Origin of the sequence: Pseudomonas sp. P108 (assembly GCF_032613195.1) — a bacterium.
Lineage (GTDB): Bacteria > Pseudomonadota > Gammaproteobacteria > Pseudomonadales > Pseudomonadaceae > Aquipseudomonas.
Genome location: NZ_CP126691.1, coordinates 2,406,197 through 2,427,256, shown reverse-complemented (window position 1 = coordinate 2,427,256; position 21,060 = coordinate 2,406,197). Strand labels below are relative to the sequence as shown.

Sequence of the window (21,060 nt, the reverse complement as noted above, 5' to 3'; positions counted from 1 at the left end):
CGGTTTGCCCCGAAAGTGGGGGAAACCGGGTTAGGGGTCACAACGGCGCGTCCATCGCCAGGCCCTGCAAACGCCGGTACTGACGCAACACATTCGGTACATATCGCTGGGTTTCGGCGAACGGCGGAATCACCCGGCCACGGCTGAGCACCGCGTCTGGCCCGGCGTTGTAGGCCGCCACGGCGAGGGCAATGTCGTTGTCGAACAGGGTCATCAGGCGCTTGAGGTATTTGGCCCCACCCTGGATGTTGGCCTTGGGGTCGTAGACGTCAGTGACGCCCAGCTCCCGTGCGGTGTCGGGCATCAACTGCATGAGCCCGCCCGCACCTTTGGGTGAAGTGGCTCCGGGGTTGTAGCGAGACTCGGCGTTGATCACTGCATGCAGCAGCGCCTCGGGTAATTGATTGACCTTGGCCGCTGCCGAGACCAGTTCCGCGTAGGGCTGGTTGGCGATCATTTGCGGCTGCTGATCGAGGCTGGCCACAGGCATTTCAGCCTCGCGGACCACCCGTTCGTAAGTGCGTCCGGGCCGGTGAACGTTGGACAGTACATAGCTGCCCTTGGCGTCCACCGAAATGAACACATCGGCTTGCGCGGCGCCGCTGAGCAGCACACATCCGAGCAATCCGCTGGCGAGAAATTTCATGTCGGGCCTCCCCGGATCGACCCCGATAAATTGGGGGAAATGCCCCAATGGCCGATCACGTTTGAGCCATACGCAAGCACTGTGCCGACTCTGGAGATGCCCGGATTACAGGGGTTTCAGCCAATCCAGTGATTTTCAGTGGGGCTGAGCATGGCAATTGCATAAGCCGTTCTGGCGACACGGCTGCCACTCACGGGAGGTCATCATGAAGCTGCAATTTCGTCCGCGTAGCCAACGCGGTTTTACCCTGCTCGAATTGCTCGTGGTGCTGGTCGTGCTCGGCCTGTTGGCCGGGATCGTCGCACCGAAATACTTCGCCCAACTCGGTCGCTCCGAAGTGAAAGTGGCCAAGGCGCAGATCGAAGGTCTGAGCAAAGCGCTGGATATCTATCGGCTGGAAGTCGGCCACTACCCGTCCACCGAACAGGGCTTGCAAGCCTTGGTCATCGCGCCGAGTGACGAGGCGAAATGGACAGGGCCGTACTTGCAAAAAAAACTGCCGCAGGATCCGTGGGGGCGTAATTACGCTTACCGCTATCCCGGCGAAAACAGCGAGTACGACTTGCTGTCGATGGGCAAGGACGGCCAGCCCGGCGGCGAAGGCGAAAACGCCGAAGTGACCAACTGGCAGTAAGCGGAGCGCGGCCCATGCGATTTCATGTGAAAGCGGTCGGCAAGGCTGGGGTGGTGTCCTTGAGCGTCGAAGCACCCGGCGACAGCGAAGCACGGCGGATCGCCGAGGATCAGGGTTTGCGTGTGCTCAGTTCGCACGCCGACAAGCATTGGCGTTCGCTGAAACTGCGTCAGCGCGAGACCTTCAATCTGGTGTTGTTCAGCCAGGAACTGACCACCCTGCTCAATGCCGGCCTGCCGTTGATCGATGCGCTGGAAAGTCTCGCCGAAAAAGAAACTGCTCCCGCTGCCCGCAAAACCTTGAGTGAGCTGGTGCGCCTGCTGTACGAGGGCAAATCCTTTTCGCAGGCGTTGGGCCAGTTGTCGGCGGTGTTCCCGCCGCTGTACGTGGCGCTGGTGCAGTCCAGCGAAAAGACCGGCGCGGTCGGCGATGCGCTGGGGCGCTACGTCAGCTATCGCCAGCGCATGGACGAGGTGCGGCAGAAGATCATCAGCGCCTCGATCTACCCGATGCTGTTGCTGATCGTCGGCGGTGGCGTGGTGCTGTTCCTGATGGGTTATGTGGTGCCGCGTTTCAGTCTGGTGTTTGAAGGCTTGGGCGATAACCTGCCGTGGCTGTCGCAGGTGTTGATGAGCAGTGGCATGTTTTTGCATGCGCATCAGGCTGAATTCTTCGCTGGGTTGGCGGCGATTGTCATCGCCCTCGCCGTGTTGCAAAAGCAACCGGCGTTTCGCCGTGGTCTGGATCGGCTGGTGGAGAGACTGCCGGCCGTGCATCAACGGATTTTCATGTATGAGCTGGCGCGGTTTTATCGCTCGCTGGGGATTCTGCTGCAAGGCGGGATTCCGCTGGTGACCGCCATGAGCATGGTGCGCGGCTTGCTCACCGTCGCTTCGCGGACGCGGCTGGATCAGGCCTGCGAGCGGGTGCGCGAGGGGCAGTCACTGTCTACCGCGCTGGAGCTCAATCATCTGGTGACGCCAGTGTCGTTACGGCTGCTTCGGGCCGGCGAACAGTCGGGCAACCTCGGGCAGATGATGGAACGCAGCGCCGACTTCTACGACGAGGAAATCAGTCGTTGGCTGGAGTGGTTCGTGAAGTTGTTCGAACCGCTGCTGATGACGTTTATCGGCCTGCTGATCGGGGTCATCGTGATCCTGATGTACATCCCGATTTTCGAACTGGCTTCGAGTATTCACTGACCTCGGGAACGGGGACGGTCTCTGCAACAACGCACTTTTACGTTCCCAAAAAGACCACAAAGACGGAGAACGATATGCACATTAAAAAGCTCGTGCTCGCAATGGCCATCGGCGCAGTTCTGTCGGCGTCCACCGTGCTGATTCCCGACAGTTTGTCCGGGGTTTCCAGTGCTCATGCCAAGGATGGTGGAAGTGGTGGTGGCGGTAGCGGAGGGGGCGGCGGAGGAAGTGGCGGGGGCGGCGGCGGTCACGGTGGCAGCGGTGGAAATGGTGGGGGCGGAAGTGGCGGCGGAGGCAGTCACGGCGGTGGCGGCAACAGTGGTAGTGGCGGTGGCGGTGGCAACAGTGGCCACAGCGGCAGCGACCACGGCTCGGGGCACTCGGGCGACAGCGCCTCATCCGGCCGCAGCGGCACCCATGCTGAAGCGGGAGATGACCATGGCGTCCACCGCGCTGGTGAAGTCGGTGATGACCACGGGGTCCACCGCGCGGGCGAAGTCGGCGATGATCGTGGCGTACATGTCGGCGGAGAGCCGGGCGATGACAAGCGCGCCAACTGATTTTTAGAAGCACCACAAAACCTGTGGAAGCGAGCTTGCTCGCGAATGCTGTGGGTCAGCCAATGATGTTTTGACTGACACAACGCTTTCGCGAGCAGGCTCGCTCCCACAGGGTTTTGTGGCGTACGCAGATTCCGCAGACGACCACCATCAATTGTAGGAGTGAGCCTGCTCGCGAATGCGGTGGGTCAGCCAATGATGTTTTGACTGACACAACGCTTTCGCGAGCAGGCTCGCTCCCACAGGGTTTTGTGGCGTGCGCAGATTCCGCAGACGACCCTTATCAAATGTGGGAGCGAGCCTGCTCGCGAATGCTGTGGGTCAGCCAATGATGTTTTGACTGACACAACGCTATCGCGAGCAGGCTCACTCCTACAGGGTTTTGTGGCGTACGCAGATTACGCAGATGACCCTTATCAAATGTGGGAGCGAGCCTGCTCGCGAATGCGGTGGGTCAGCCAATGATGTTTTGACTGACACAACGCTTTCGCGAGCAGGCTCACTCCCACAGGGTTTTGTGGCGTACGCAGATTACGCAGAAGACCCTTATCAAATGTGGGAGCGAGCCTGCTCGCGAATGCGGTGGGTCAGCCAATGATGTTTTGACTGACACAACGCTTTCGCGAGCAGGCTCGCTCCCACAGGGTTTTGTGGCGTGCGCAGATTCCGCAGACGACCACCATCAATTGTAGGAGTGAGCCTGCTCGCGAATGCGGTGGGTCAGCCAATGATGTTTTGACTGACACAACGCTTTCGCGAGCTGGCTCACTCCCACAGGGTTTTGTGGCGTACGCAGATTACGCAGATGACCCTTATCAAATGTGGGAGCGAGCTTGCTCGCGAATGCTGTGGGTCAGCCAATGATGTTTTGCCTGACACAACGCTTTCGCGAGCAAGCTCGCTCCCACAGGGTTTTGTGGTGTACGCAGATTACGCAGATGACCACCATCAATTGTAGGAGTGAGCCTGCTCGCGATAGCGGTCATTCAGACACTGAAGCTGTGACAGACAGAACGCTTTCGCGAGCAAGCTCACTCCCACAGGGTTTTGTGGCGTACGCAGATTACGCAGATGACCCTTATCAAATGTGGGAGCGAGCTTGCTCGCGAATGCTGTGGGTCAGCCAATGATGTTTTGACTAACACAACGCTTTCGCGAGCAAGCTCGCTCCCACAAGGGTTTTGTGGCATGCGCAGATTCCGCAGACGACCACCATCAATTGTAGGAGTGAGCCTGCTCGCGATAGCGGTCATTCAGACACTGAAGCTGTGACAGACAGAACGCTATCGCGAGCAGGCTCACTCCTACAGTTTTGATCTGCGTAAGGCTCAGAGAGCGACGTGGCTCTGGTTCAGGCGCTCTCGCAAAAATTCAACCAGCGCCTGCACCGGTCTCGAGGCCTGGCGATGCTGTGGGTAAACGGCTGAAAGTGTCAGCGGTTCCGGCCGCAGATCATCCAGCACCGGCACCAGCCGACCATCCTTCAGCGCCGCGCCAACGATGAACGTCGGCAGATAGGTAATGCCCATCCCCTGCACTGCCGCATCCCTGAGCAACTCGCCGTTGTTCACCCGCATGCGCCCGGTGACGTTGACCAACAGCGGCTTGCCCTGCCCGGCATTGAAACGCCACTGCACCGAACGCCCATGCCCATACGGCAGGCAGTCATGGCTGTGCAGGTCTTCAGGTTGCTGCGGCGTGCCGCGCTCTGCGAGGTACGCCGGGCTGGCGCAGTACACCCGTTCGATCGACGCGATGCGTCGGGCAATCAGTGTCGAGTCTTCCAGCACGCCAATGCGCAGCGCCAGATCGTAGCCCTCACCGAGCAAATCCACCGGGCGGTCACTCAAGTCCACCTCGACCGTGACCTCCCGATAGCGCTGCAAGAACAGAGGCAACAGACAGCCCAGATGCGCCACCGCAAACGACAGCGGCGCACTCAAGCGAATCGTCCCGCGTGGCTCGGCGGTTTGCCCGGCGATGCCCTGCTCCACCTGTTCGACTTCGCCGAGCAGGCGCAATGCCGATTCGTAGTAACTCTGCCCCAGCGGCGTCACGTCCAGACGCCGGGTGGAGCGATTCAACAACCGCACGCCAAGACGCTCCTCCAGTTGCATCAAGCGTCGGCTGACGAACTGCTTGGACAGGCCTAATTGATCGGCCGCTGAGGTGAAGCTGCCGGAGTCCATGACCTGGCAAAAAATACGCATGTCTTCGAACGGGTTCATTGTCACTCTCTGGTGGACAGTTAAACGCTTTATAGCCGCTTTTTCACTTTTCGGCAGCTCATTAATCTGTGCTCACGGTGTTGCTGAGGCCTGAAGCCCAGCGCCACAGCAGCCCGCAACCCAGGCATAAAAATTCAAAAACATTCAAAAGGATTTCCACCATGAACATCGTCAAGAAAACCCTCACCGCGTCCCTCCTCGCCCTGTCCATCGGCAACGCTTTCGCCGCCGAAAGCAGCGGTGTCGAACACAACACCCAGGCCTTCCTCAACGCCCTCGCCGCCGGCGGTGGCAAACCACTGGAGCAACTGAGCCCGAAAGACGCCCGTGCAGTGCTGACCGGCGCGCAGGCTTCGGTGAAAGTGGATCTGTCGGGTGTTGAAGTCAGCGACAAGGCGATCAAGGTCGACGGCCAGACGATCAACCTGAAAGTGGTGCGTCCGGCCAAGGTCGAAGGCGAGTTGCCGGTGTTCATGTTCTTCCACGGCGGTGGCTGGGTGCTCGGTGATTTCCCGACGCACCAACGCTTGATTCGTGACTTGGTGGTGGGCTCTGGCGCGGTTGCGGTGTACGTCGATTACACGCCGTCGCCGGAAGCGCAGTACCCGACCGCGATCAACCAGGCCTACGCCGCGACGAAATGGGTGGCTGAGCACGGTAAGGACATCGGTGTCGACGGCAAGCGCCTGGCCGTGGCCGGCAACAGCGTCGGCGGCAATATGGCGGCGGTCGTGGCGTTGATGGCCAAGGAACAGAAAGCCCCGGCGCTGCGCTTCCAGTTGCTGATGTGGCCGGTGACCAACGCACAATTCGACGACGGTTCGTACCAGCAATTTGCCGAGGGCCACTTCCTCACCAAAGGCATGATGCAGTGGTTCTGGGACAACTACACCACCAACCCGGCCGAGCGTGCGCAGATCCATGCCTCGCCGCTGAATGCCAGCGCCGAACAACTCAAAGGCTTGCCTGCGGCATTGGTACAGACCGCCGAATTCGACGTGCTGCGTGACGAAGGCGAAGGCTATGCTCGACACCTCGATGCGGCCGGCGTGGCGGTGACCTCGGTGCGTTACAACGGGATGATTCATGACTTTGGCCTGCTCAATCCGCTGAGTCAGATTCCTGAAGTGAAAGCGGCCGTGCGTCAAGCGGCGGCTGAGTTGAAAACCCACTTGCAGCCTTAACAGCAAAAGATCGCAGCCTTCGGCAGCTCCTACATTGGAATGCAATTTTCTGTAGGCGCTGCCGCAGGCTGCGATCTTTTTATTGGCAGACACTGCGGAGCTTCGGTCATGACCCTTTTCTACACCCACCTGCTGTCCTGGAGCGCCGCCCTGCTGCTGCTCGACGCCATGCTCTGGCACTTCACGCCCTTCACCCATCGTGCCCCGAGAGTCGGTGTGCGGCTGGCGCTGTTTCTGGCGTTCACCGCGCTGGTGATCAACGCCGGTGTCAGTCCGTTGCAAGCGCCGGTGTTCGTCGATGACCGGGTCGCACAACTGGGCGCAACGGCGTTGGGGATTCTCTGGTGGTTGTACGCTGCGCGCGTGTTGACCGAAGTGATCGGGCTGGCGCTGATGCGCCGTATCGGTCACAGCGGTCGCTTGCTGCAGGACGTGATCGGCGCACTGGTGTTTCTGGTCGCTACTGTCGCCGCAGCCGGTTACGTGCTGGAGCTGCCGGTAAAGGGCTTGCTGGCGACGTCCGGTGTGGTGGCCATCGTTGTCGGTCTGGCGCTGCAAAGCACCTTGGCCGATGTGTTTTCCGGGATTGTGCTCAACACCACAAAGCCCTATCAGGTGGATGATTTCGTGGTGATCGACGGCGTCGAAGGCAAGGTCTTCGACATCGACTGGCGCGCTACGCACCTGCTGACCAGCGCTGGGACCATGGCCGTGGTGCCGAACTCGGTGGCGGCCAAGGCGAAAATCGTCAACCTCAGCCGCCCGAACAACATGCACGGCGTGTCGATCAGCATTCAGGTGCCGAATCACATCCGCCCGCGTCGGGTACTCGATGCGCTTGATCGCACCTTGCAGGGCAGCAGCTCTCTTCTTCTCAGCCCGGCGCCAAAAGCCGTGTTGAAAGAGGCCGGCGAAACCATGTCGGAATATGTCGCCAGCGGCTTCATCGCAGAGCTGGGCAAAAAAAGCGAAGTGCGCAATCAACTGTTCGACCTCGCCCACCGTCATTTGGAAGCGGCAGGGATTTCGCGGCATCCGGATGGCGTGATCGAACCCTCGACCCGCGCCCGCGCGTTGCTCGATGAGGTGAAAATCTTCCGCTCGCTGAGCAGTGAGGAACGAGATCGCCTCGCCGAATCGATGGTCGCGCAACAGTACTCGGCGGGCCAAGTGGTGCTGGATCTGGACGAAGTGCCGGACAGTCTGTTCGTGATTGCGACCGGTGTGGTCAGTGCGACCGTGGCTGACGGCGACAGCAAGGTCGAGGCCGGGCGGATGGGGCCGAGTGAGGTCATGGGCGAGCAGAGCATTCTGGCGGATACGCCGTCGCAGGCGACGTTCACGGCGTTGACGTCGAGCATCATTTATCGTCTCGACAAGAGCCTGACTCGTGAGTGCATGGAACAGCGCACGGAGGTGGGTCGGGCGTTGAATAAGTTGCAGGCGGTGCGTCAGCAGAACAGTCGCCTCGCGTTGATGGCCAAACCGGTGGCGGTGAGGAAAGGTGGGTTTTTGGGTTGGTTGCAGAAGCGTTGAAGCGGCAAGATCAAGATCAAAAGCCTCCCCCTCACCCCAGCCCTCTCCCCCAAGGGGGCGAGGGGGAAAGGGAGCCGATCTCCGTGTGCTTCAAGTCCAGAGTTCGGCTCGATTTCCCCAGATCGGTGTATCCCGAAAGAACCCCCTCGGTCAGCCCCTCTCCCCAAGACCTCGAAGGGAAAGGGAGCCGATCTTCAAGCTGTTCAAAACTGAAGTTCGGCTCGGTATCGCACGTCGGCGTACCTCGAAAGATCCCCTCGGTCAGTCCCCTCTCCCTCTGGGAGAGGGCTAGGGTGAGGGGCTTTTCAGGATCAGCCGATTACTTGGCAGTGAACTTGGTATAGCTGTTGATCAGGTTGCGGTAGTTCGGTAGACGCTCCGACAACAGATGCGCCAGACCTTCCATATCATTGCGCCAGTCACCCTGCAGCTCGCACGCCACCGAGAACCAGTTCAGCAAGTGTGCACCCGCCGCCGACATCCGCGCCCACGCCGCCTGCTGCACGGTGGTGTTGAAAGTGCCCGACGAGTCAGTCACCACGAACACTTCATAACCTTCAGCGATGGCCGACAAGGTCGGGAACGCCACGCAAACATCAGTCACCACACCGGCGATGATCAGTTGCTTGCGACCGGTGGCCTTGATCGCTTTGACGAAGTCTTCGTTGTCCCAGGCATTGATCTGCCCCGGGCGCTGAATGAACGGCGCATCCGGAAACTGCTCGCGCAATTCAGGCACGATCGGGCCGTTGGGACCTGCGTCAAAACTGGTAGTCAGAATGGTCGGCAGCTTGAAGAACTTGGCGATGTCGCCCAGCGCCAGCACGTTGTTCTTGAATTCGTTCGGGGTGAAATCCTGGACCAGCGAGATCAGGCCGGTCTGGTGATCGACCAGCAGTACGACCGCATCATCTTTGTTCAGACGTGTGTAAGGAACGCTCATGGGAAAACTCCTGATGGACGGATGGATGAAGCGTTGAGCGCCGACCGGATGGCCGGCGCTTCAGGGGAAATCAGAAAGCGAAGCAGGAACAGCCGAACGCGCCCCAGAAACCGGCGAAGTCGCTGACCGGTGCGTTCGACATCCGTGCCTTTTCATGGCTGTGGGTGTGCACCGCGCACGGCCCGCTGCATTGGTGAACCTGCGCCTGCAATGGCGAGTTCGGCCGCCAGTGGCCCGGGACTTTCACCACCGGCGACCAGTCCGGCAGTACTGGAATCGAACGCGGGCCGAGGTCTTCGAAGTCGCCAGCGGCATAAACAATCTTGCCGCCGACCACAGTCATGACCGATTCGATCCACTTGATCGCTTCTTCCTCGACATGGAAGAAGTCCGCGCTCAGCGCCGCCAGATCCGCCAGTTGCCCGACCTTGATCTGGCCCTTCTTGCCCTGCTCAGAGGAGAACCAGGCACTACCATGAGTGAACAGTTCCAGTGCGGTGGTGCGCGGCAGACCTTCTTCGTACAGCGCCAGACCACCGACGGTGCGACCGCTGACCATCCAGTACAGCGAAGTCCACGGGTTGTAGCTGGACACCCGCGTCGCATCGGTGCCGGCGCCGACCGGTACGCCTTCGGCGAGCATGCGCTTGATTGGCGGTGTGGCCTCGGCGGCTTGCTTGCCGTAGCGGTCGACAAAGTACTCACCCTGGAACGCCATGCGATCCTGAATCGCGATGCCGCCGCCCAGCGCTTTCACCCGCTCGATGTTTTGCGGGGTGATGGTTTCGGCGTGGTCGAAGAACCACGGCAAGCCGTTGAACGGAATGTCGCGATTGACCTTCTCGAACACGTCGAGCATGCGGCTGATCGATTCGTTGTAAGTCGCGTGCAAACGGAACGGCCAGCGTTGCTCGACCAAGTGGCGCACCACCGGCTCCAGCTCTTCTTCCATGGTTTGCGGCAGGTCCGGGCGCGGTTCGAGGAAGTCTTCGAAATCCGCTGCCGAGAACACCAGCATTTCGCCGGCGCCGTTGTGACGCAGGAAGTCGTCGCCCTGATGCAACTTGACGCTGCCGGTCCAGTTCTGGAAATCGCTCAGCTCTTCTTTCGGCTTCTGGGTGAACAGGTTGTAGGCGATGCGCACGGTCAACTGGTCGTCTTTGGCCAGTTGTTCGATCACCTGATAATCGTCCGGGTAGTTCTGGAAACCGCCGCCGGCATCGATCGCACTGGTCAGGCCGAGGCGATTGAGTTCGCGCATGAACTGACGGGTCGAGTTGACCTGATATTCCAGCGGCAGCTTCGGCCCCTTGGCCAGCGTTGAGTAGAGAATCATCGCGTTCGGTCGCGCAACCAGCATGCCGGTCGGGTTGCCGTTGCTGTCACGGACGATCTCGCCACCCGGCGGGTTCGGCGTGTCGCGGGTGTAACCGGCGACGCGCAGCGCGGCGCGGTTGAGCAGCGCGCGGTCATACAGGTGCAGGATGAACACCGGGGTGTCCGGCGCGGCCTGGTTGATTTCTTCGAGGGTCGGCATGCGTTTTTCGGCGAACTGGAATTCGTTCCAGCCACCGACCACGCGCACCCATTGCGGGGTCGGCGTGCGGTCGGCCTGATCCTTGAGCATGCGCAGCGCGTCGGCCAGCGACGGCACGCCTTCCCAGCGCAGTTCGAGGTTGTAGTTCAAACCGCCACGGATCAAGTGCAAGTGCGAGTCGTTGAGACCCGGAATAACGCAGCGACCGTGCATATCGACCACTTGCGTGTTCGGCCCGCGCAGGGCCATGGCCTGGTTGTCGTTGCCAACGACGACGAAGCGGCCGTCGGTGATGGCCACGGCGCTGGCCAGTGGTTTGGTGCGGTCTACGGTATGAAACTGGCCATTGAATAAAATCAGATCGGCGCTCATCGCAGTTCCTCAAGCAAAGTGAAAAGGAGCGAACCTCGCGCGCTCAACGCGGCGAGGTGTCTTGGGAATCGAGGTGTTCATGGGCCTGGCTGGCTTCGAGCCATGGCGAAAACAAACGGGTGACCGGCGGCATCACCACGTACACCACCGACAGTACGATGGTCAGGGTGATCAGGAACGTGGCGACCACATAGTTGGAAAGCAGCGGATGCAGCGCCAGCAGCGGTCCCCAGATCAGCGGCACGAGCAAGGTGTGCGGCAGGATCACCAGCAGCGTGACCACCGCTTGCTTCCAGCGCGGCGGCGGCGAAGCGGCATCGGCCAGTGGGGTAAACCAGAATTCGTTGATCGGCGCGACTTCAGTCTGATCGCCATCAGCCAGCATCGGCGCGGCTTCGGCGACCAGCGCCTGACGCTGCGACGACTCCAGCCACCCCTGCATCGCTTCAGTGGAGCTGAAACGCAGCACGCAAGTGTAAAAATCGAGACGCCCGCGCTTGCCGCGCACCACGTCCACACCCAAATGCCCCTCACGCTGCCCCGCCACGCGGACGATATTGCGCAGCCAGGCCTCATACGCTGACTCGAAACCGGCCTTGACCCGGTGTTTGATGATCAACGTGACCGTCTCATCGGCCCCCGGTGACTGTGGATTGAGGACTTCAGGCATAACGCAACACTCCGGGCAAACGAACAGAAATCGCCAGCCGTCCCGGCCCGGCGATCAACACAGTGGTAAACACGATCAGCAGCAACCAGCCGAACTGCCCTTCGGCCACACTCCATTGCGGATGCACGACCAGCAACGCCACCAGCAGCACAAAGAGAATAGGCACGCAGGCCAATCGCGCCAGTAACCCGGCGACGATCAGTAGTGGACAGAGGACTTCGGCGAAGATCGCCAGGATCAAGGTGAGGTGAGAACCGAGGTGGAACGGGTCTTCAATCAATTGCAGTTGCGCGGTGAAGTCGAGCAGCTTGGGCAAGCCGTGGACCCACAGCAGAAACAATCCGCCGCTGACCCGCAGGAACAGCAAACCGATGTCGCGTGCCTGTTCATCCCGTTGAGAAACGTGCATGGACTCACCCGTGAATAATTATTGGGTGAATCATGCCGGGGTTGGGTGGGAGGAAATTGGATGGGTGTGCTCAGTTCCACGGCGTGCCAGGATTTTTGAAACACCGCAGAACACTGTGGGAGCGAGCCTGCTCGCGAAGGCGTCGGGTCAGTTATAAATACTTTGAATGACACACCGCTTTCGCGAGCAGGCTCGCTCCCACAGGGGGTGTGCTTAGGCCGGTGGTTCGAGGTTATCCAGCACCCGATTCACTGCCAACTCACCGAGCATGATCAACTGCGCAATTCCCAACAACGCCCGGCGCTGCGGTGCGGGCAACAGATGTGCGACGTCCTGGGCGATGGTCTTGGCCGAGGCGAGTGTTTCGCTGGCGTCAGTCAGCAGTTCCTCGGCTTTGGTGTCGGCAGTTACCGCGTACATGCCGCGAGTTCTGCGTGGAGGTGGCGTGGAGCCGGGTGGCAGGAGGTAGTGGTCGAGGGCGCGGTCGGCGGCTTCGTGGAGTTTTCGGGAATCGATGGATTCGTAGGGGGATGTGGGGTCGATGTCTGGTGGGTTGGGTGTAACTTTGAACATGGTGAATCTCCTGCCCTGGGTTAACCACCATGACTTGTCGCTAAACAAATAATGGTGGCAGCTGCACGCAGGTTAGCGAACCGGGAGGAACAGGAACCCGGCAGACCCGAAGGCCTCCCGCGCGCAGCTGCCATAACATCAATTGCAAAAAGACAATCTGCAAAGACGTAGGGTGCACTGTGCGCCTGTATCCAATTCGGGTCGCTAAACCCGATCGCTGAACTATTCAGCGACCACCAAACGATAGAGACCTGACCACAAGCGCACAAGCCGGCGGATTCTGGCGTAGCTGTAGGCAAAGGCGCAAGGTTGCGTAGCCTGAAAGAGTGTCTGTGGGTGTTGCTTAAACATCGATGTTTAAACCACCGAAAATCTATGGATCGCACCGAGCCAATGTGGGAGCGAGCCTGCTCGCGAAGGCGTCGGGGCAGTCAACAAATGTTTTGAATGAAACACCGCTTTCGCGAGCAAGCTCGCTCCCACAGGGGGTGTGCTTAGGCCGGTGGCTCGAGGTTATCCAGCACCCGGTTCACCGCCAGCTCACCGAGCATGATCAACTGCGCAATCCCCAACAACGCCCGGCGCTGCGGCGCGGGCAACAGGTGGGCGACGTCCTGGGCAATGGTCTTGGCCGAGGCGAGTGTTTCGCTGGCGTCAGTCAGCAGTTCTTCATTTTTGGTGTCGGCAGTTACCGCGTACATACCACGGGTTCTGCGTGGCGGTGGCGTGGAGCCGGGTGGAAGGAGGTAATGGTCGAGCGCGCGGTCGGCGGCTTCGTGGAGTTTTCGGGAATCGATGGATTCGTAGGGGGATGTGGGGTCGATGTCGGGCGGGTTGGGTGTGACTTTGAACATGGTGAATCTCCTTTTTAGAACCGGGATCACCACGTCCTGTCGCTAAACAGGATGGGTGGCGACCGTATGCAGGTTAGCGAACCGGTAAAAAGGCAACCCGGTAGACCCGAAGGTCTCCCGCATACAGCCGCCATAGCGAAGTGCAGACGATAGCCTGCAACGAAGCATGGAGCGCTGATGCACTTTTTTTGGTCCGAGTCGCTAAACCCGATCGCTGAGTTTTCAGCGACCACCAAACGATAGAGACCGGACCACAAGCGCACAAGCCGGCGGATTCTGGCGTAGCTGTAGGCAAAGGCGCAAGGTTGCGTAGCCTGAAAGAGTGTCTGAGGGTGTTGCTTAAACGGCGATGTTTAACCCACCGACAGCTCGAGGTTCACACCCGATCCCTGTAGGAGTGAGCCTGCTCTCGATAGTGGTATTCCACTGACATAGATTTTGGCTGACACGACGCCATCGCGAGCAGGCTCACTCCTACAGGGGATTGGTGTTGTTTGTGAGATATGCGCAGGGATTTAAACCGCTGGAATATCCAGCGGCGCCGCCATGAACTGGCTGATCCGCGCGCGCAACCATTTCTCCGCCGGATCGTTGTCATGCACCCCGCTCCACGCCATCGACAATTGCGCTGCCTCAATCGGGAATGGCGGATCTTCGGCACGCAAGGCACAACCTTCAACCAACGCGCAGGCGGCGTAATCCGGCACGGTGGCGATCATCTCGGTGCCGGCCAGCAAGGCGCGCAAGCCGCTGAATTGCGGCACGCCGAGAACGACGCGGCGGCTGCGTCCGACCTTGGCCAGGTCCATGTCGATGTTGCCGCTCAAGTCGCCGGAGAACGACACCATCGCATGCGGGCGCTCGCAGTATTCGTCGAGCGTCAGCGGCCCCGGACGGTCGTCGCCGCGCAGAACCTTGCAGGGAATGTCGCGCAGTTTTTTGCGCTTGGCGTTGGCCGGCAACTCCGTGGTGTAACTGACACCGACGGAGATTTCTCCAGAGGCCAACAGTGCCGGCATCAACAAGTAATTGGCGCGGCGTACCACCACGACAATCCCCGGCGCCTCTTGCTGAAGCTGACGCAGCAACGGTGGAAACAGACCGAACTCGGCGTCGTCCGACAAACCGATGCGAAACACCTCGCAACTGCTCGCCGGTTCGAACTCCTTGGCCCGACTGACCGCACCGGAAATCACATCCATCGCCGGTTGCAGCTCTTTGAGAATCGCCAGTGCCCGCGCGGTCGGCTCCATGCCGCGACCGTTACGCAGCAGTAACGGATCGTCGAACAGATCGCGCAAACGCCCCAACGCCGCGCTGACGGCCGGTTGCCCCATGAACAGCTTTTCGGCAACGCGGGTCAGGTTCTTTTCGAACATCAGCGCTTCGAAAATCACCAGCAGGTTCATGTCGACGCGACGCAGATCGTTACGGTTCATGGGCACGGATTCCTTTTAGCCAGTCAGACGCCAGTGCTGCGCACTTTACGCGATCAACGGGCCTGTGATCGCCGCTACAGCGCGAAATTAACAACGATTAACTCGTCAGCCCCCCGCCCTCGCCCAACAATGAAGCCCTCTGCGCAGCGTTGTTTTTTGATCTGAGGGGATGCGCCGACCGTGCATTCCCCATCGACACGGACTTTGGCCATGGCTCATTTACAGCACAGCGTCGCCCTCGCCCCTGCCAGCGAACCGCGCAAGACCGGGATCGGCGGGCTCAGTCCGCAGCGCGAACGCCACGTCAAACAGCTGATCCTCGAACGCCTCGGCGAAAGCCTGGAAGTAACCGAACTGGCCCGCGCCTGTTCGCTGTCGCGCAGCCATTTTTCCCGCGCCTTCAAATGCAGCACCGGGTTCTCGCCGCAGGACTGGATTCGTACCCAGCGCCTGGCCAGGGCCAAGCTGCTGATCCAGCACACTGACCTGAGCCTGACGCAAATCAGCCTCGAATGCGGATTCTGCGATCAGGCGCATTTTTGCCATATGTTCACCCGCAGCGAAGGCATCAATCCGTTTGCCTGGCGCTGCCAGATCATGCGTGAACCCAAGACTCACCGTTCACAGCCCGCTGTGTTTTGATCGCGGCCCCCGTTGCACTGACGCTCAAACCTGAGGATTATGCCGGGACACCCCGGATTAGAAGGCCTGTGCACGCGCCCGCCGCTAATCCGCCCTGTCCGCCGCAGCACCGCAGGAGTGAGCTGTTGAGTCTTTCGCCGAATCAGGCCCTCGGTTTTGGCCCCTATCGGATTCATCCCGGACAACGGCGGGTGCTCGAAGGCGAGCAGCCGTTACGCCTGGGCCGACGGGCGATGGACATTCTCCTGATTCTGCTGGCCCACGCCGGCGAAGTGGTGAGCAAGCAGCAATTGATGGCCGGGGTCTGGCCTGACAGTGTCGTTGAAGACATCAACCTGCGTGTGCACATGGCAGCGCTGCGCAAGGCGCTCGGGGACGGTCAGGCCGGCCAGCGTTACATCATCACCGTGGCGCAACGCGGCTACAGTTTTGTCGCACCGGTTTTACTGCAATCCATGGAGGAGCGTCCTGTGGGCGATGCTGATGGTCGGCACAACTTGCCCTTGCGGCGCACGCGGATGATTGGCCGTCAGCCGCTGGTCGACAATTTGATGAGGCAGTTGCCGCGTCAACGCTGCATCACCCTGGTCGGCTCCGGCGGAATCGGCAAGACCACTGTGGCCCTGCGCGTGGCCGAGCAGTTGATCGGGCATTACCGCGACGGTATTCGGCTGGTGGACCTGGCACCGCTCAACGATCCCCGGCTGATTTGCTCACACCTGGCCGCCCTGCTTGATCTGGCGCTCCTCGAAGGCGACCCGCAGACGGCGCTGGTCAAAGGCCTGCAACAGCGGCAGATGCTGTTGCTGCTCGACAACTGCGAACATTTGATTGATGCCGTTGCGGCGCTCAGTGAAAGCATTCTGCGCGGGGCGCCGCACGTGCATATCCTCGCCACCAGCCGCGAAAGTCTGCGGGCTGAAGGCGAATACGTGCAGCGTCTGGACTCCCTCGAATACCCGCCGATGACAACGACGCTGGATCGTGAGCGAACGTTGAATTTTTCGGCGCTGCAATTGTTCGTCGAACGAGCGACGGCCGCGCAGGAAAGCTTCGAACTGAGCGATAGCCAGTTGCCGCAGGCAATCGAGATCTGCCATCGGCTCGACGGCATTCCACTGGCATTGGAACTGGCGGCCGCGCAGGTCGCCGAACTCGGACTGGACGGTCTGCTGAGCCAATTGCAGGGCCGTTTGCCGCCGCTGGCAGCGGGCAATCAAACCAGTCTGGAGCGCCACCTCACTCTGCGCGCCACGCTGGACTGGAGTTTCAATCTACTCGCCCCTTGCGAGCAAACCTGCCTGCGCCGTTTGGGTGTGTTTCGCGGGGGGTTCACCCTGGAATCCGCGGCGGCCGTTATCGTCGGCCAACAGATCGACCTCGGTGTGGTGTTTGTGTCGATCACGCAACTGGTGGCCAAGTCCATGCTCGCCGTCGAGGTCGGTGACGAGGACGTGTTCTACCGCTTGCTCGACACCACCCGGCGTTACGCGCTGGAAAAACTCGATCACGCTGCCGAATGCGAAGAAACCCGCGAACGGCATGCCGAACGCTGTCTGGCGTTGATGCAGCAGGCGCAGAACGATTGGGAAAGCACGCCGACATTGTTATGGATCGATCGCTATGCCCGAGGGCTGGAAGATTTGCGCGCAGCGCTGGACTGGAGCCTTAACGGTGTCGGCCCTGGTGGTTTGGGGATTCGGCTGACGGCGGCGTCGGCACCCTTGTGGCAGGAGTTGTCGCTGCTCAAGGAGTACGGCGCCTATGTGCGCCGGGCGCTGAGCCTGTTTGATGAACTCGGCGAACCCTGCCCGCGCCTGAAAGTCGCCCTCAAACTGGCCCTTGGCAGTGCCTGCTATCACACCTGGGGCGGCACCCCGGAAACCATCGAAGCGTTCGCCGAAGCTCGCCAGTTGGCCAATGAGCACGACGACGTTGCCGGGCAGTTGCGCGCGGTGTCCGGGCACATGGCAGTCAACCTCAGTTGCGGGCACTACCGCATGGCGCTGGCCCAGAGTGAACAGTTCGACCGCCTCGGCCTGCACGGCGACCCGCTGTTGTCACTGAGTACCCACCGCTTGCGCGTATTGGCCCTGCACTATGCCGGCGACCAGTTGCAGGCGCGCATTCACGCCGAACAGGTCCTCCAGCGCATGGCGCACAGCGGCCATGTCAATCGTTTCACTCACGGTTTTGGCGTGCAGTACGACCAGAGCGTCGCGTCGCTGACGGTGCTGGCACGGGTTTTATGGATGCAAGGTCTGCCGGAACAAGCCTGGCGCACGGCGCGGCAGGCCCTCGATATCGCCGTTCAGATCGACCATGGCACCTCGATTTGCTACACCCTCGCGCTGGCGAGTTGCCTGATCGCTCATTACAACGGCGATCAGCAGAACGCCCGGGCGCTGTTGCAGTTGCTGCTCGAGCAGTCGCAGAAACATTCGGTGCTGCTGTTCAACACTTGGGCGCGGCACTACGCGCAGGTGATTGACGCGCAAGCCAAGGCGCCGGTGCCGACGGACAGCAGCGGGCTGATCCGGGAAATCATGGTGACGCTGGATGGCCGCTTTATGGATGACGCGCTGCTTGTGCGGGCGTTGAGTGGTGATGCGGGGTGGAGCACGGCGGAGATTCTGCGGGCTCGGGCAGATGCGTTATTGAGTGACGATCCGGGTTGTCTGGACGGGCCCCTTCGCGAGCAGGCTCGCTCCCACAGGGATTTTGGGTGTACTCAGACGCCATGTGGGAGCGAGCCTGCTCGCGAAGAGGCCCTCAAGGAGGCCGAAGCACTCCTGCAACAATCCCTGGCCATCGCTCGCACCCAAGGCGCGCTCGCCTGGGAACTGCGCAGCGCCACGTCACTGGCGCAACTCTGGCAGCGCCAGTCGCGCTGTCGCGAGGCGCTGGATTTGCTCACTCCGATCTATCAACGCTTCACCGAGGGCTACGCGACCCCGGACCTGCGCAAGGTGCGCTTGCTGATCGACGAATTACGCGAGGGCGTGCACGCCTGAGGCCAGACGCATCCGCTTGATGTAACGGGCATGCCGGCGTTGAAGATCAATTCCCTCACCGCTGCGCTCAAGTTGCTTGCGGGCATAGCATCGGGTGGTATTGAACATCCGGTACCGGCCCGCACTGGCGCCGCGTTCCAGTGACAGCCAAGACTTCTGCGCCAGGCCTTCGATGATCGCGGCAAGCTCCGACACAGCCAGTTGCGGGCAACTGATCACCGCCAACGCAGCCTCCAGCGTAAATGTCAGTTTGAACACCGATAAGCGCCGCAGCACGCGTTGTTCCTGCTCACTCAAGCGCTGATAGCTCCAGTCGAATGCCGCTTGCATCGATTGGTGCCGCGACGCTGCGGTGCGCCGACCATGGCTGAGCACTTGCAGGCCGTGGGCCATTTGCGCCTGCAAGCCTAGCAACGCCAGTGCATCGATCTGCGCCGCGGCCAGTTCAATTGCCAGCGGTAAACCGTCGAGTTGCCGACAGATCTCGACCACGACTTTGACGTCCTGCTCGCGCAGGCTGAAATCATGCTGTCGCGCCCGGGCACGACTGACGAACAACTGCACCGCAGAATGGCCCATGGCTTCAGTGATGCAATCGGTCGCCGAGCGTTTCGGGATGGCCAGCGGTGGCACACGCTGCAGGGTTTCCAGACTGACCTGCAAGGCCTCACGACTGGTGGCGAGTATCGACAGACGAGGCGCGGCTTCGAGCAACGTTTCAACCGCTGCTCTGCAAGCGTCGCGGCGCTGGTCACAGTTATCCAGCAGCAGCAACGCATGGCGGGTCGACAGCCCGGTCAAATCGCTCTCCAGGGTGCGCAGCACATGGTCGAGCAGCGGCGTGTCGTCGTCGATCAAGCTCAGATCTACTTGCCACACACCGTCTCTGTAGTACTGCAAAAGCAGTTCCGCGACCCGCAACGCCACGGTGGACTTGCCTACGCCCGGCGCTCCGGTGATGGTCATCAGCCGACACAGCGGCATTTGTCGCACCAACCCGCCAACCAGCGAGTCACGACCGGTGACCGAAGTCAGTCGAGCCGGCAAATTATGCTGGGGTGTCTGCAAGCCCTCGAAAACCACTTGCGCGGCGCTGTCGCAACGCACCGGGGCGATAAAACTGTAACCGCATTGCGGCACGTTAACGATGTAACGCTGACCATTTTCGCCGTCACCCAAGGCTCGCCGGAGCGCAGCGATGTGCACGCGCAGGTTGATCTCCTCGACCACCGACGTTGGCCATACCAGAGCGATCAATAGCTCCTTTCTGACCACTCGACCGGCACGCTCGACCAGCACTTGCAGAATGTCCAGCGCGCGACCGCCCATGCGCAAGGGTCGATCTCCATCGAGTATCAGCCGTTGCCGCAGGTGGAAGGCGTAAGGGCCGAAATGCAGCACCGACGCCGTGTTCAAATCGTTGAGGCTATCCATGCCAACTATCTTGGCAGCCTCAGATGACGCGACAACCGCTACACGAGGCGCAGTACGGACATCCGGGTGCGCCAGACGGACACAAGCGCTCTAGCTGAACTGTTCGCGGTATTGCGCAGGGGTCAGGCCGAGCTTTTCAGCGAACAGCGAACGCATGTGCCGCACACTGCCGAAGCCACTTTTGTAAGCCACGGTTTTAAGCGGCAGATCGCTGGTTTCCAGCAGATTGCGCGCGCAGTCGATGCGCGCACTTTGCAGAAACTCCATCGGCGTCATGCTGATGTCACGGGCGAACACCCGTGCAAAGTGCCGCGCACTCATGTTGGCGATGGCGGCCATGCGCTCGACCGTGAACGCTTCGTCGAGATGCTCCAGCACGTAGCTTTGCGCGCGGGTGATCGGTGTTTCTTGCGGAGCCACAGCGGCCATCAGCGGACTGAACTGCGCCTGCCCGCCCTGCCGCTTCATCACCACCAGCAGGACTTTGGCCACATCCTGGGCAAGTTTTTTGCCGTGATCGCGGGCGATGACGGCGAGCGCCATATCGATCCCGGCCGTGACACCGCCCGAGGTGATCAGATTGCGATCTTCGACATAGATCTGATCCGTGGTGACATGGGCTCTCGGAAAGCCCTTGATCAGCCGTTCGGTGTAGTTCCAGTGGGTGGTCACCCGATAACCGTCCAGCAATCCGGCATGGCCCAGTACAAAGGCGCCGGTGCAGATCGAACCGTAATGATCGACGCGCTGAACAGCGCCCTTGAGCCAGGCGAACAGCGCCGGAAACTGCTGGTTGTAGGCACCGGGGCCTCCCGGCACCAGCAGCAAGTCATAACGCTCTGTATCGGCATCATCAATGGCCCGATCAGCATGTACCAACACGCCATTGGATGCCCGCAGCGGGCCACGTTCAGTGCCAAGCGTGATCAATTGATAATGCGCTTCGGCTTTCAGGTAGCGGTTGGCAACCGAAAAAACCTCCAATGGCCCGGCCATGTCGAGCAGGAGAAAGTCGGGAAACAGCACCATTGCCACGGTTTTCATGGGAAGACATCACTTAAATCAAGGAGACATGAGACAGGCCAGACATTATGGACAAGTACGACATTCGGGGCGCAAAAGTTTATGCGAAGCGCGTCGCACAACTGTCAACCTGATCAGGACAGTCTTTCAATTTCCATCT

18 protein-coding genes are annotated in these 21,060 nt (G+C 60.6%); 7 read left to right on the top strand and 11 right to left on the bottom strand.

Going from position 1 to position 21,060, the window contains the following annotated elements:
- Nucleotides 1-37 precede the first annotated feature (37 nt).
- Entirely contained in the window at nt 38-646 is a 609-nt protein-coding gene (locus QOM10_RS10650) for a lytic transglycosylase domain-containing protein (RefSeq protein WP_095124787.1), read from the bottom strand.
- Between the two features lie 205 nt (nt 647-851).
- On the opposite strand from QOM10_RS10650, the gene gspG reads away from it, so the two are divergent.
- From gspG to QOM10_RS10635, 3 genes are all read left to right on the top strand, one after another.
- Nucleotides 852-1,280, top strand: coding sequence for a type II secretion system major pseudopilin GspG (gene gspG / locus QOM10_RS10645; RefSeq protein ID WP_095124788.1), 429 nt, complete (start codon nt 852-854; stop codon nt 1,278-1,280).
- A 14-nt stretch (nt 1,281-1,294) separates the two neighbouring features.
- A complete protein-coding gene (locus QOM10_RS10640) occupies nt 1,295-2,482 on the top strand; it encodes a type II secretion system F family protein (RefSeq protein WP_316917994.1) in 1,188 nt (395 codons plus the stop codon).
- 74 nt (nt 2,483-2,556) lie between these two features.
- Nucleotides 2,557-3,042, top strand: a complete 486-nt coding sequence (locus tag QOM10_RS10635) for a hypothetical protein (protein ID WP_316917993.1) — start codon at nt 2,557-2,559, stop codon at nt 3,040-3,042.
- A 1,328-nt stretch (nt 3,043-4,370) separates the two neighbouring features.
- Here the strand turns inward: QOM10_RS10635 and QOM10_RS10630 are convergent.
- A complete protein-coding gene (locus QOM10_RS10630; RefSeq protein ID WP_316917992.1) occupies nt 4,371-5,270 on the bottom strand; it encodes a LysR family transcriptional regulator in 900 nt (299 codons plus the stop codon).
- A gap of 161 nt (nt 5,271-5,431) precedes the next feature.
- Between QOM10_RS10630 and QOM10_RS10625 the strand changes: the two genes are divergently transcribed.
- Both QOM10_RS10625 and QOM10_RS10620 read left to right on the top strand, forming a co-directional pair.
- A complete protein-coding gene (locus QOM10_RS10625) occupies nt 5,432-6,454 on the top strand; it encodes an alpha/beta hydrolase (RefSeq protein ID WP_316917991.1) in 1,023 nt (340 codons plus the stop codon).
- A gap of 108 nt (nt 6,455-6,562) precedes the next feature.
- The gene (locus QOM10_RS10620) at nt 6,563-7,990 is read left to right on the top strand and encodes a mechanosensitive ion channel family protein (protein WP_316917990.1); all 1,428 of its coding nucleotides are present in this window, start codon (nt 6,563-6,565) and stop codon (nt 7,988-7,990) included.
- Nucleotides 7,991-8,309: 319 nt separating this feature from the next.
- Here the strand turns inward: QOM10_RS10620 and ycaC are convergent, their stop codons facing one another.
- The 7 genes from ycaC to QOM10_RS10585 form a co-directional block, all read right to left on the bottom strand.
- Nucleotides 8,310-8,933, bottom strand: a complete 624-nt coding sequence (ycaC, locus tag QOM10_RS10615) for an isochorismate family cysteine hydrolase YcaC (RefSeq protein ID WP_007913541.1) — start codon at nt 8,931-8,933, stop codon at nt 8,310-8,312.
- Nucleotides 8,934-9,003: 70 nt separating this feature from the next.
- Nucleotides 9,004-10,842 carry an amidohydrolase gene (locus QOM10_RS10610; RefSeq protein ID WP_016987824.1) on the bottom strand — a complete coding sequence of 613 codons (1,839 nt, stop codon included), beginning with the start codon at nt 10,840-10,842 and terminating at the stop codon, nt 9,004-9,006.
- A gap of 43 nt (nt 10,843-10,885) precedes the next feature.
- The gene (locus QOM10_RS10605) at nt 10,886-11,512 is read right to left on the bottom strand and encodes an antibiotic biosynthesis monooxygenase (protein WP_095111652.1); all 627 of its coding nucleotides are present in this window, start codon (nt 11,510-11,512) and stop codon (nt 10,886-10,888) included.
- Nucleotides 11,505-11,921, bottom strand: a complete 417-nt coding sequence (locus QOM10_RS10600; RefSeq protein WP_150794223.1) for a DoxX family protein — start codon at nt 11,919-11,921, stop codon at nt 11,505-11,507. The genes QOM10_RS10605 and QOM10_RS10600 overlap by 8 nt, the downstream gene beginning before the upstream one ends.
- Before the next feature lie 213 nt (nt 11,922-12,134).
- Complete coding sequence (locus tag QOM10_RS10595; protein WP_016987821.1) at nt 12,135-12,494, bottom strand: DUF6124 family protein; 360 nt, start codon at nt 12,492-12,494, stop codon at nt 12,135-12,137.
- A gap of 494 nt (nt 12,495-12,988) precedes the next feature.
- Nucleotides 12,989-13,348, bottom strand: a complete 360-nt coding sequence (locus QOM10_RS10590; RefSeq protein ID WP_095120147.1) for a DUF6124 family protein — start codon at nt 13,346-13,348, stop codon at nt 12,989-12,991.
- A 515-nt stretch (nt 13,349-13,863) separates the two neighbouring features.
- Nucleotides 13,864-14,787: a LysR family transcriptional regulator gene (locus QOM10_RS10585; RefSeq protein ID WP_160039208.1), complete on the bottom strand. Its 924-nt coding sequence runs from the start codon at nt 14,785-14,787 to the stop codon at nt 13,864-13,866.
- A 210-nt stretch (nt 14,788-14,997) separates the two neighbouring features.
- Here QOM10_RS10585 and QOM10_RS10580 point away from each other — a divergent pair, with 210 nt between their 5' ends.
- Both QOM10_RS10580 and QOM10_RS10575 read left to right on the top strand, forming a co-directional pair.
- Entirely contained in the window at nt 14,998-15,429 is a 432-nt protein-coding gene (locus tag QOM10_RS10580; RefSeq protein ID WP_316917989.1) for an AraC family transcriptional regulator, read from the top strand.
- A 125-nt stretch (nt 15,430-15,554) separates the two neighbouring features.
- Entirely contained in the window at nt 15,555-18,443 is a 2,889-nt protein-coding gene (locus QOM10_RS10575) for an ATP-binding protein (protein WP_316917988.1), read from the top strand.
- Here QOM10_RS10575 and QOM10_RS10570 read toward each other — a convergent pair.
- Nucleotides 18,420-19,877, bottom strand: coding sequence for an ATP-binding protein (locus QOM10_RS10570; protein WP_316917987.1), 1,458 nt, complete (start codon nt 19,875-19,877; stop codon nt 18,420-18,422). The genes QOM10_RS10575 and QOM10_RS10570 overlap by 24 nt on opposite strands.
- A gap of 90 nt (nt 19,878-19,967) precedes the next feature.
- Nucleotides 19,968-20,921 carry a GlxA family transcriptional regulator gene (locus tag QOM10_RS10565; protein ID WP_127926634.1) on the bottom strand — a complete coding sequence of 318 codons (954 nt, stop codon included), beginning with the start codon at nt 20,919-20,921 and terminating at the stop codon, nt 19,968-19,970.
- Between the last annotated feature and the right edge of the window lie 139 nt (nt 20,922-21,060).

What these genes read in the sequence shown, in the direction of transcription:
- QOM10_RS10585 (WP_160039208.1), bottom strand. Translation starts at nt 14,787, where the DNA reads ATGAACCGTAACGATCTGCGTCGCGTCGACATGAACCTGCTGGTGATT.
- QOM10_RS10625 (WP_316917991.1), top strand. Translation starts at nt 5,432, where the DNA reads ATGAACATCGTCAAGAAAACCCTCACCGCGTCCCTCCTCGCCCTGTCC.
- QOM10_RS10605 (WP_095111652.1), bottom strand. Translation starts at nt 11,512, where the DNA reads ATGCCTGAAGTCCTCAATCCACAGTCACCGGGGGCCGATGAGACGGTC.
- QOM10_RS10635 (WP_316917993.1), top strand. Translation starts at nt 2,557, where the DNA reads ATGCACATTAAAAAGCTCGTGCTCGCAATGGCCATCGGCGCAGTTCTG.
- QOM10_RS10620 (WP_316917990.1), top strand. Translation starts at nt 6,563, where the DNA reads ATGACCCTTTTCTACACCCACCTGCTGTCCTGGAGCGCCGCCCTGCTG.
- QOM10_RS10610 (WP_016987824.1), bottom strand. Translation starts at nt 10,842, where the DNA reads ATGAGCGCCGATCTGATTTTATTCAATGGCCAGTTTCATACCGTAGAC.
- QOM10_RS10600 (WP_150794223.1), bottom strand. Translation starts at nt 11,921, where the DNA reads ATGCACGTTTCTCAACGGGATGAACAGGCACGCGACATCGGTTTGCTG.
- QOM10_RS10570 (WP_316917987.1), bottom strand. Translation starts at nt 19,877, where the DNA reads ATGGATAGCCTCAACGATTTGAACACGGCGTCGGTGCTGCATTTCGGC.
- QOM10_RS10630 (WP_316917992.1), bottom strand. Translation starts at nt 5,270, where the DNA reads ATGAACCCGTTCGAAGACATGCGTATTTTTTGCCAGGTCATGGACTCC.
- QOM10_RS10590 (WP_095120147.1), bottom strand. Translation starts at nt 13,348, where the DNA reads ATGTTCAAAGTCACACCCAACCCGCCCGACATCGACCCCACATCCCCC.
- gspG (WP_095124788.1), top strand. Translation starts at nt 852, where the DNA reads ATGAAGCTGCAATTTCGTCCGCGTAGCCAACGCGGTTTTACCCTGCTC.
- QOM10_RS10580 (WP_316917989.1), top strand. Translation starts at nt 14,998, where the DNA reads ATGGCTCATTTACAGCACAGCGTCGCCCTCGCCCCTGCCAGCGAACCG.
- QOM10_RS10650 (WP_095124787.1), bottom strand. Translation starts at nt 646, where the DNA reads ATGAAATTTCTCGCCAGCGGATTGCTCGGATGTGTGCTGCTCAGCGGC.
- QOM10_RS10640 (WP_316917994.1), top strand. Translation starts at nt 1,295, where the DNA reads ATGCGATTTCATGTGAAAGCGGTCGGCAAGGCTGGGGTGGTGTCCTTG.
- ycaC (WP_007913541.1), bottom strand. Translation starts at nt 8,933, where the DNA reads ATGAGCGTTCCTTACACACGTCTGAACAAAGATGATGCGGTCGTACTG.
- QOM10_RS10595 (WP_016987821.1), bottom strand. Translation starts at nt 12,494, where the DNA reads ATGTTCAAAGTTACACCCAACCCACCAGACATCGACCCCACATCCCCC.
- QOM10_RS10565 (WP_127926634.1), bottom strand. Translation starts at nt 20,921, where the DNA reads ATGAAAACCGTGGCAATGGTGCTGTTTCCCGACTTTCTCCTGCTCGAC.